Annotated in this window: 7 protein-coding genes; 3 read left to right on the top strand and 4 right to left on the bottom strand. The window is 50.2% G+C overall.

Translation table 11 applies throughout. The annotated features are described in order from the left end of the window. Window positions 1-42 precede the first annotated feature (42 nt). A complete protein-coding gene (locus Q0X35_RS04795) occupies window positions 43-555 on the top strand; it encodes a hypothetical protein (RefSeq protein ID WP_297566091.1) in 513 nt (170 codons plus the stop codon). A gap of 216 nt (window positions 556-771) precedes the next feature. Beyond that, the gene (locus Q0X35_RS04800; RefSeq protein WP_297566093.1) at window positions 772-3480 is read left to right on the top strand and encodes a choice-of-anchor M domain-containing protein; all 2709 of its coding nucleotides are present in this window, start codon (window positions 772-774) and stop codon (window positions 3478-3480) included. A 105-nt stretch (window positions 3481-3585) separates the two neighbouring features. Here the strand turns inward: Q0X35_RS04800 and Q0X35_RS04805 are convergent, their stop codons facing one another. After that, window positions 3586-4470: an NAD(P)-dependent oxidoreductase gene (locus Q0X35_RS04805; RefSeq protein ID WP_297566096.1), complete on the bottom strand. Its 885-nt coding sequence runs from the start codon at window positions 4468-4470 to the stop codon at window positions 3586-3588. Window positions 4471-4512: 42 nt separating this feature from the next. After that, window positions 4513-5982, bottom strand: coding sequence for a four-carbon acid sugar kinase family protein (locus Q0X35_RS04810; protein ID WP_297566098.1), 1470 nt, complete (start codon window positions 5980-5982; stop codon window positions 4513-4515). Between the two features lie 116 nt (window positions 5983-6098). Here Q0X35_RS04810 and Q0X35_RS04815 point away from each other — a divergent pair, with 116 nt between their 5' ends. Continuing rightward, window positions 6099-6260: a hypothetical protein gene (locus Q0X35_RS04815; RefSeq protein WP_297566100.1), complete on the top strand. Its 162-nt coding sequence runs from the start codon at window positions 6099-6101 to the stop codon at window positions 6258-6260. Between the two features lie 85 nt (window positions 6261-6345). Here Q0X35_RS04815 and Q0X35_RS04820 read toward each other — a convergent pair whose 3' ends face one another. Next, the gene (locus tag Q0X35_RS04820; protein WP_297566105.1) at window positions 6346-7047 is read right to left on the bottom strand and encodes a FadR/GntR family transcriptional regulator; all 702 of its coding nucleotides are present in this window, start codon (window positions 7045-7047) and stop codon (window positions 6346-6348) included. Window positions 7048-7211: 164 nt separating this feature from the next. Beyond that, the gene (locus Q0X35_RS04825) at window positions 7212-9464 is read right to left on the bottom strand and encodes a helicase HerA domain-containing protein (RefSeq protein ID WP_297566107.1); all 2253 of its coding nucleotides are present in this window, start codon (window positions 9462-9464) and stop codon (window positions 7212-7214) included. Between the last annotated feature and the right edge of the window lie 108 nt (window positions 9465-9572).

Consider the following 9572-nt stretch of genomic DNA (forward strand, 5'->3'; position numbering starts at 1 on the left):
AGTGATATTAACGATTAACGGGAATCGTTTTGTGAGGTTACGATGCGTATCATTTCCAGAATTCTATCTGCGACGGCTGGCCTAGTGCTCCTTTGTGGGGTAGCTTCCTGCTCCTCCGGAGATGCTAATAATTCTAATGCTGGTGCGGATAAAAAGGCCGAGAGCGTTGCGGCTCCGAGCACTGCAGAAGCAAATTCAGATAGCCCTTCTAATTTGCCGCAATTACCGGAAGTGGAGATTCCAGCCGATATTGCTGGGCAGCCTACTTTCTCTGCCTATAATTCGGGAATGGGTAGCTTTTTATTTAAGATTGAAAAAAATCCCAACCTAAGCGAGGAAGAGCAAAAGTCCATTCTGACCGAGGCAGAACAAAAATCCTACGATTCCTTTATTACTTGCGTGGCAGCAGAAAGCTACGGGACTGTCTCGGTGGAATTAGCCAATAAGCTGGCGGCAGGCGATTTCGAGCATATACTCAACGCCCCGATTCCCGATGCGGATAATAAAGCTCTCGAGGCAGCTATCGCAAAATGTGAAGAGAAAATTCCGAATTAATACCCGGATTTTCGCCCCTACTGCGCGTCACTCAACTGCCGTTACTCAGCTGCACACCCTATATTTCACACTCACCTACTTGCGCACCTAGATCACTGCCAGCTTGCGCACCTAAATAGTTGCCATGCGCCCGAATTCACATTCTAAATAAGCTTTTATCTTCCCCTCCTTATTGATAACGGTTATCATTGTAAGGAGAATGGTTAGGAAGGTGCTATGAAATTGCGGAAACGGCAAATATTTACGGGACTACTCGCTGCGCTACTGCTCAAACCGATTCCAGCTTTTGCGCAGACGGTGGAAAATGTCGGAATGCCGGCATCCACGGCAACGACGAGCGAAGCTCACGCAAGTAATCATCAAGCTGGCGCGGCCGGGCATGGAGATTATCTCCCTGCCGATTACCGCGTACCAGCTGGCACGCCAGGTGCCGACCCGAAAGCTACGCCGGATACACAAGGGAAAGTACCGCATATCTGTGCCGGGAAAAAATTATTGCATCATTCTCACGTAGATGCCGCCTATGTAACTGAAATAGCTGGGAAAATGGATATCAGCGTGGTAGATGGGCAAAGCGTCGTCGAAGATCCCGCTTCTGTGTGTGTACGCCTCGCTCCCGATGCCCGCGCAGAAGACGGAGTAGAAGTATCTCGCTGGGTGGTGCCCGGAAAATCGCTTTTCGCTTTTTTGGGTAAACCGGGAGATATTATTTGGCGCGCACCGCAAGAGCAGATAGATAACTGGCGGCCGGTGTGGGCAGGAATTGGCGCTTTCGATACCGCCCACGAAAAAGTTTTACCGGATTACATAAAAAATGGCGCAGTAGCCCTTTCCCTACTTCAGGCAGAAGGCCCCGGCAAAGTGGAAGTATGGCGCACTATCGGGCAAAAAGAACTGACGCGCGGGCTCTCTACGAGCGAAAACTTGCCTCCTCTGCAGCTAAAAATAGGGGCACACGGGCATTGGAATTGGACTTTCACCGAAGCAGGCGCCTACCGGCTACGCTTCCAAGCCAACTATGAAGATGTGAATAAGGGGCAAACTGCCACCACTCCCCGTGATATTACTTGGCTGGTAGGAAGCGATGCGGAAGTGGGCTTAAAGCCCGGTACCACTAGCTCCGGAGGAGAAATAAAAGTAGCAGCCGAAGATTTACGCGCGCAGATGCAGGCAGCGGGCGAATTAACGGAAACCCCCACTCCTGCCCCAGGCGCAGCTCCACTCAGCCCAGCAGCGGCTCGCGCCCAGATTCTCCAGATAGTAAAGGCAGCTTGGCTTCCTCATCCCAGCACACCTAGTGCCTATACTCTGCGCGGGTATTTCACTGCCGATAAAAAAGATGACGGCACGCCTTTTAGTCGCGTAGCGGCAAGCATCGAAAACAAGGAAGGAAAACGGATTGAGAATCCAGTATTGGAGGTACCAGATTCTCTGCAGCAAGATACTCCCCAGGGAAAACGGTGGATTTTAGGCGCTACAGATCGCCACAGCAGTCTTAATTTTGATTTTCGCCAACTAGATAAAGAGCACCGCTCGGAGCCGGTTTCTTTTAATATCGGCGTATTTAACGGACCAGAATCAGCCAGATATCTGGTAGAAAAACGCGCAAATACTGGGAAAGATAATTTTTCTCCGCTCCTCGATTCGGCTTCTTACCCCGAAGAGCAATACGATTCGGCCGGCAGTCTCTATCAACTTATACACGTATTTGATCGCCCGGGATTCTACGAAGTGGCTTTCGATGTACAGAGCACCGATAATACTGGGCGTTTTTCTTATAAATCTCAGACGCTTTATTTTGCAGTAGGCGATTCCACTATTAAAGAGCTGCGCCACCTCACCGGGGAAAAAGATTATGCACCTCTCCCCGCAGATAACCCCAATCAGCCCGGGCAATCCGGCGCGGATAGTGAAAACACCCCCGATAATTCCGCGCGGCAATACCTAATCACTGCTGGCCACATGGATCAAGCTCTGGCATATCGAGCGGGCAAGGCACAAACTTTCGTAGAAGACACTGCCGATCCGCGCCAACCACGCCAGCATCTTTCCGGTAGTTTTGCCTACGCAGTACCCGATAGCACCCATAGCCAAATACCGGCGGATGCGCGGGGTTATGCGGAGTTGCGGCGGCTAGCTCCGCAGGGAGTGTGGGCGCTGCCAGAAGCGCAACTAGAAGGAGTACCTTGGGTAGGGTTTTCCACCCTAAGAGTGGATTATGAGCAGCTCGATTCGGCCGGCGTCACCGTGCAAATCACTGATTTTTCGGGGCCGGGTCGCTTTATTAGCGGTAACGATTCGCTTATCACCGGCGGATTTGCCAAGCGCCTCGATTCGGCAGATCCGCATCTGCACCTGCATTACGCCCAGCCAACGCATGACCATCAAGCCATGTATTTTACTGCTCCGGGCAAATACCAGCTCACTTTTCTCTACACTCTACATTTGAAAGATGGAACATCGCTCTCAGTGCCTCTGCAAGCTACTTTTTTAGTGGGAGATAAAGCTATTGCTTCTGCTCAGAAAGGAGCTACTCCAGGCACTGCCAGTGCAGCGCCGCTCCCAATAGAAGAATTACTGCGCCGCCTCAACGGCAATTTACCGAGAGAGAGTGCAGGAGAGAATGCCAGGGTAAAGAGTGAAAATATGCTTGAAGATAGCGCCGCGAACGCCTTAGAAGAGGTAGATACCCAGGTTCTAGATTCTCTCCTCCCCCAGAGCTCCAATACAGAAGAAAAAGCCGCCGGGGAAACTGATTTAGCAGCCGAATCTCCTCTGGCGCTATTAGATCCAGTAAATGGCACATTGGAAACGGTAAATGCACCGCTGTGGCAGTGGATACTGCTCGGAGCCGGAATTATTGCCTTTACTGGCGCAAGCAGTTGGGCATTATTGACGCGGCGCAAGAAAAAACGGGATAACTGACGGGATAGCGGACGAACTAATTAAAGACCATCCCAGTGTTTAACTAAACGGAGCGGGGCGGCAGGAAAATCCTGCCGCCCCGCTTTTATAGTGGTCCAGTACTCACTACGGCTTTGTATCCGGAGCAATTACGCGGATGAGGGAAGAATCATCCATAGCTCCTTGCCCGTTGGCGTAACCCAGCAGATACTCTTGCTCGGCCGCTGCCGCTACTGGTACCGCAATTCCGGCCGCTTTGGCCGCCGCCGTCACTATGCCCATATCTTTTACGAAAATATCTAGGCGCGATTTCACTTCGGAGGTCTCTCCCCGATACGCTTCGATTGCGCGCGGGCCACGATCTCCCAGCATGAAGGATTCGGCAGCTCCTGCCATTAACGCATCCAGCACTACTTCTTGATCTAAACCTAGATGCCCAGCTAAAGCGAGCGCTTCTCCAGCCGCGGCAATATGTACTCCGCAAAGCAACTGATTTACCGTCTTCATAGCCTGCCCGCGCCCGGGGGCTTTCCCTACCCAGACCAGCGTAGAAGCCATTTTCTCCAATACTGGCTGCACAAAAGCGTAGGCATCCTCGTAGGCCCCCACTACTATCAGCAGATCGCCTTTCCCAGCGCGCACCGGGCCACCCGATACCGGGGCATCGATGAAGTAAATTCCTTCCTTCTTCAGCTTAGCGGCGATTTTTTCTACTGCCTGCATGCCGATAGTCGAGGTGAGCAGCACAGCAGCTCCCTTTTTCAACACCGGCGCAATCGCATCTTTCCCGTAGAGCAATTCTTCTAGTTGGGCACGATTACGCACCGCCACCACTACCACGTCTGCGCCAGTGGCCGCAGCTGCTGCCGAAGTAGCAGTATCTACTCCCGCTTCCGCTGCGAGTTCCAGACGCTCAGAAGCAATATCGTAACCTACTACGGAAAAAGATTTAGCTAAGCAAGTAGCCATCTGGTATCCCATAGCCCCGAGGCCAATCACAGCAATTTTCACGATTTAATCTCTCTTTTGAAATTTTATTGCGGGCTTTCTCTGCTATTTAGAAAGTTTCTTTACTACTTCGGCGAGCGAAGTTTCATCGCCCACGTTTCCAGCGAATACGATATACGGAATCCCCAACGCTGGGCCTTCGAGAGCCGTCCAGAGGGAAACTATTCCCGGCAGCATCGGCCCTACCACCTTGGCGCGCCGAATCGAAAGGCCTTTCGAAGCAGTATCCGAGGAAGTGATACCACCTTTTGCCACCACGAAACGCGGCGGGCAGGCCTGCAGTATTTTCTGCGTCACTTCCACTACTGCGGCCGAGACTTCGCGGGAAATAGCTAGTGAATCATCTTCGTCTTTCCCCTTCACTAATTTACGAGAAGTGCGCACAATCGCATTTCCACTCTGCAGCGCCGCCACCGCTTTTTCCACGATTTCCGCTAAATGCGCACCGCGCAGCGCCGGATCTATCACCTGCTGCACGTCAATCTCAAATTCCGGAAGTTGTTCCTGCTCGCGAAGCTGATTGAGCTGGCGAGTAGTGAGGTCTACATGCGATCCCACCACTATTAAGCCACCCGCAGCTAACTCCCGATCGCCGCGCGCGCTCGCAATTTCTTCGTCATTCAGCGGCGCATGCACACTCTGGCCAATTCGAGCCCGCACAAAAGGCGGTCCTACCCGATATACAAATTCTTTACCAGCAGCTTCTGCCGCAATTAGCGCTAGCGCTAGCTGGCGCAAATCTTCTTCGGTGACGATATCTGCCGCCAATACTTGCCCATTTTCTGCCGCCTCTAGTTGGCTTATAATCTGCGGCAAATTGGTGCGTATATCTGCTAATTCCAGCACTCCTACCGCAGCGGCAGGAATCTTCCCTTCCGTCTTCTCTGCCACCCATTCCGGCAAATAAGAAGCCCGATAGCCGAAGCTGGCATCTTTAGCGAATTCCGTCTCTCCTACCGGCACAAATCCGCTTTTCTCTGCACCAGCATAGTGCACACCATGCACAGTGATGCGCCCGGCATCTCCGAAGGCCGGCACGAGAATAATGCCGTCTACCGCTTTGGCCGCCGTTTTGGCCGCCGTTTCCGCGCGAGCGCGCCGGCATTTTTCAGTTTCGTCAATAATGGTGAGCGGCTCCAAGGGGAAGTGCCCACGCAGCGTCGAATCTGAACGCGATACGAAAGCTAACTGCGTATCAGTGGCAGCAGCAGCTTCTAAAGCGGCAGATACCACTTCTCGATTCACTTTCTCAGCCGCAGCGGAGGAAAGAGAACGCGAATTCGTCATTACGTAGACGGCGGGTTTTCCGCTGGCAAATGCCCACGCAAAATCTGCCGGCTCCCAGGCAGTGAGTACCGGTAAATCAGCTACTGACTGCGTACCCGTCGGATCGTCATCTAGCACCACATATACGCGGGTATCTTGCGCTTTTTGGCGGGCTTCCCGCACCTGTGCTGCCGTAGTTTGCGGATTCTCCGGTATCCCCGCGAGAATTTCCGGCAAAAACATGGCCATCTTTCTACCCCCTCGTAGCATTGTTATGAAATAAGTCCACCCTGGCTACTCCCTGAGCTCTGAGCTCTGATTAATTGCTAGCGTATCTTTTTCCCTCTTTATTAGCAAATCAGTTCATGAATGAAGAAAAGTCGGCCTATGCGGCATGCGAAAGGTGCTCGCTGGGCTTCAATTTAGAAATCAATCTCGGCAATTTGCGGCTTATGACTTACGCCCTACCGCTCGCTCGTGGCTTACTGCCGCTTACTGCCGCTTACTGCCGCGCTCTCGTGGCTTGACATTCCTCGCCGCTAGCTCGTAGCTTATTAGGGCTCGCGTTTAACTTAAGCTCGCACTTATAGCTGCACTTTCTAGCTATGCTCACTATGCTTTGCGCGATTTTAAACTGCCTAAATCTTCGGCAGTTTGCGTCATATGCCCACGCATCGCATCTTTTGCCGCACTAGCATCCCCTGCCAATATAGCTTTATATACATTGCGATGATGCCCCTGCGCGCGCCGCCGCACCCTTTCATCTGCGGAAGTAGCACTACGCGACCGCGCCAAGGCACTCTCTAAAGGCATCATGACGGCACTTATAAACGGATTGCCTGAAGCAGCTTGAATATGCTGATGGAAATCCATATCCGCATCCACTACCGCTTCTACGTCTCCCGCGGCGGCGGCTTCCTCGTAGCGCTCCAAATCTGCCGCAAGCGCTGCTAAATCATCTGCACTGCGCCGCTCAGCAGCTAAGCCCGATGCGCCCACTTCAATCATGCGGCGCACTTCCAGCAACTGAAAACCTAAATCCAAAGGATCTATTTGCTGAGAGAGGAAGATGGCAATCGTAGCTAAATCTCGCCACTCAGATATCGGGCGCACGTAGGTGCCGCGGCCGTGCACTACTTTCAGCACTCCGCGATCTTGCAGTATGCGTACGGCTTCGCGCATAGTTAAACGCGAAACTCCCAGCAGTTCGGCTAGTTCTGCCTCCGGAGGGAGCGGTTTTTCTGCACTAAATTCACCGCAGGAAATATGAGCCAAAATGCTATTGGTTGCGCGCACTACTAAATCTCTGGCCACAGTTTTCTCTTCCTGACTCGCGTTACTCCATTAAATCATCGAGAAAATAAAATACTTATTTTATTACTCCCACTCGCATTGAACATTTGGTGATGCAGTGAGCTGAAGTTGCTGTATTGACTTCAGCCTTGTTCCAGTTTACACAGTTCGCGCCAGGTTGGTACTCATTTGATACTCAGTTTATTCATCGGTGTGTTGCAGGGTGAGGAATAGAGCAGCGATTCTCTGTCATTTAATTCGATTTCAACCGGACAGGTAAGTTTAAGGGCTTTTCCTGCGGCAATTGCGTGTCTCTCTTCGAGAGTTGGAAGCATTGCTGCATAGTCAGATCCAACGTAGTTTTCCAAGAATTGTTTTCCCGTGTCATCAAATACCCTAAGTGCAAATATTGTATTGCATTGATTGAGGATACTCTTAGACACGTTCGCTGTTCTCTGGGTGATTACCATGGATCCCAGCCCATATTTTCTTCCTTGCAGAATCACCCTAGCTGTTCCGTTTGCTGCGTTTCTATCTCCATCATTAGCGGCTGACGACCACTCGGGAACCAAGGAATGAGCCTCTTCAAACACTAGGAGCAATTTCGCCCCTTCGGCTTTTCCTGTGAAAGATGATTTGCAGTGATCAAGAGCTTCTTCGGAAATGATTCTGGTTATCTCAGCTGGGGTAAGATCGGCAAAGGGCGTCAAGTCAAATGGAGGCTTCCCGTAATTCGAAGATTTTCCGTCTGTCGTTTGTTTACTGACTTCGTACTTTTCAGGGTTTATTACTAGAACTCTATAATCGCAGCTCCCGCCCATAAAGGTTTCGATGGTGCTACGTATCTCCTTTCTGAAAGCTTCTGAATTTCCTCCCTCGTCTTTTGACTTTGTAGCTTTCAGGTAATCCTGTTGAATAGCGAAAATAATTGCCTCGTCATCTGGATTGCATACTGAGACACCGTACTGTTTTAAGGCTTTACTGTATTCATTGGTTAGGTCAAGACAAATGATTTTTGTGTTTTGCGTTGCCTCAGCTTGAGTAATTTTTTGGATTAGCTCAAAAGAAAGGCACGATTTGCCAACACCCAAGATTCCCAGAATTGCTGTGTTATGGGTGATTAGTGCATTGATATCCTTTAGGCAAATGCTGCATGAAGTTCCAGGCAGCTTGCCAATTGCTAGCTCTGGCATATCGTCCTCCCCGTCATTTCGCACATATACGGGGCTGCCAAGTTCGGGGAGCCACTTTACGTTATTTATGATATTGCGAGCAGCGTCGTATGAGCCGAGCTTTTTGGCATAAGCGTGAACAAACGGGCTCAGTGCTATTGCTTTACATTGGTTTTCCCGATCGATGCCATTGATTATCTGGTACAGAACTCTTTCATTCCTTATTGATGATTCGACGACGGCTCCTTCATGAATTACCTGGTAAAGATCGTCTGACTCTGTTTTAAGAACTCTTATCCTTATCGTTTCGATATCGGACTGCTCGTCAACGAAGCCAATGATTTGATGCGCGGAGAGGAACACGGGATTTTCCTCTAATGCATTTAATGAACTGTTCTCAATGTCATTTTTGTTGATCAAAAGAGCATCAAAAGGACCATCCCCAGCAATTGCGCGAATGCTTTCGTCGTTGATTGCACTGTTTTTGATAAGTATTTCCGGAATGCATATGCCTGACACTATTGTTTCGGAAGGAAGGATTTCGATTTTGCTCACGTAGCATGCAATCCAATTCTTCCGTCCTTGCTTCAACAAGAGCAGAATGGAAGAGGCCTCCAAGGTTTTGTCTACAGAAGGGAACGATGCGACATAGTATTTTCCCAGGATTGAGTCAACGATGGATCCTTTTAGGGATTCATGCTGGTTTTTCTTTGTGAAGCTAAGGGGGATGCGTACTATCGCTTCGAAGAATGGCGTGCAGGCCACTATGACCCATGCGACAACCATCACCGCGAAAGTAACGGAATCGTTTCTAAGATAAGAAAGCACTCCAGAAAGATAGATGAATGAGTAGAGTACTTTTGATTTCCCGAGGGTTGATGATATTGACAGCAGGCAGCGTTTAATTCGCGGAAATCTATCGACGACGTTAAGGAAAAGCACGCCAATCGAGCATACGAGAATCATAATGAACAGAGCCATCATGGGCCAATAAAACAACAAGTTGCCTGGGATGCTGACGGCAAGAAGGATTAGAATAGCAGCAATTGAATTGCTGATGGCTCCTAATGGAGTAGTGAAAAACGGTTCTGAAACATATTTTCCCAGAATGATGAATATTGCGCTGGAGAGAAAAAGCAGATTGAAGGGGCTGCTGGTGTTCCTTATGAACTCAAATGATCCCGATAGGGCATAGCAAATTATTAAGAATAATAGCACCTCAATTATTGCTACGACAATTCGTTGAATTGCTTTCAAGCTGCTCACTTCCTAATGATCTTCTACGCTTTCGGAGGGAGTGCTGCGTTGCTGCCAAGGCGGCCTGCGGTTCGCGCATCGCGCATGGTGTTATTGTCGGTGCAGTCGAACGTCGCA

Source organism: uncultured Arcanobacterium sp., assembly GCF_947253055.1.
In the GTDB taxonomy this organism is placed as follows: Bacteria; Actinomycetota; Actinomycetes; order Actinomycetales; family Actinomycetaceae; genus Arcanobacterium_A.

Coding starts and splice junctions, on each gene's coding strand:
- Q0X35_RS04795 (WP_297566091.1), top strand. CDS start 43: ATGCGTATCATTTCCAGAATTCTATCTGCGACGGCTGGCCTAGTGCTC.
- Q0X35_RS04800 (WP_297566093.1), top strand. CDS start 772: ATGAAATTGCGGAAACGGCAAATATTTACGGGACTACTCGCTGCGCTA.
- Q0X35_RS04810 (WP_297566098.1), bottom strand. CDS start 5,982: ATGGCCATGTTTTTGCCGGAAATTCTCGCGGGGATACCGGAGAATCCG.
- Q0X35_RS04815 (WP_297566100.1), top strand. CDS start 6,099: ATGAATGAAGAAAAGTCGGCCTATGCGGCATGCGAAAGGTGCTCGCTG.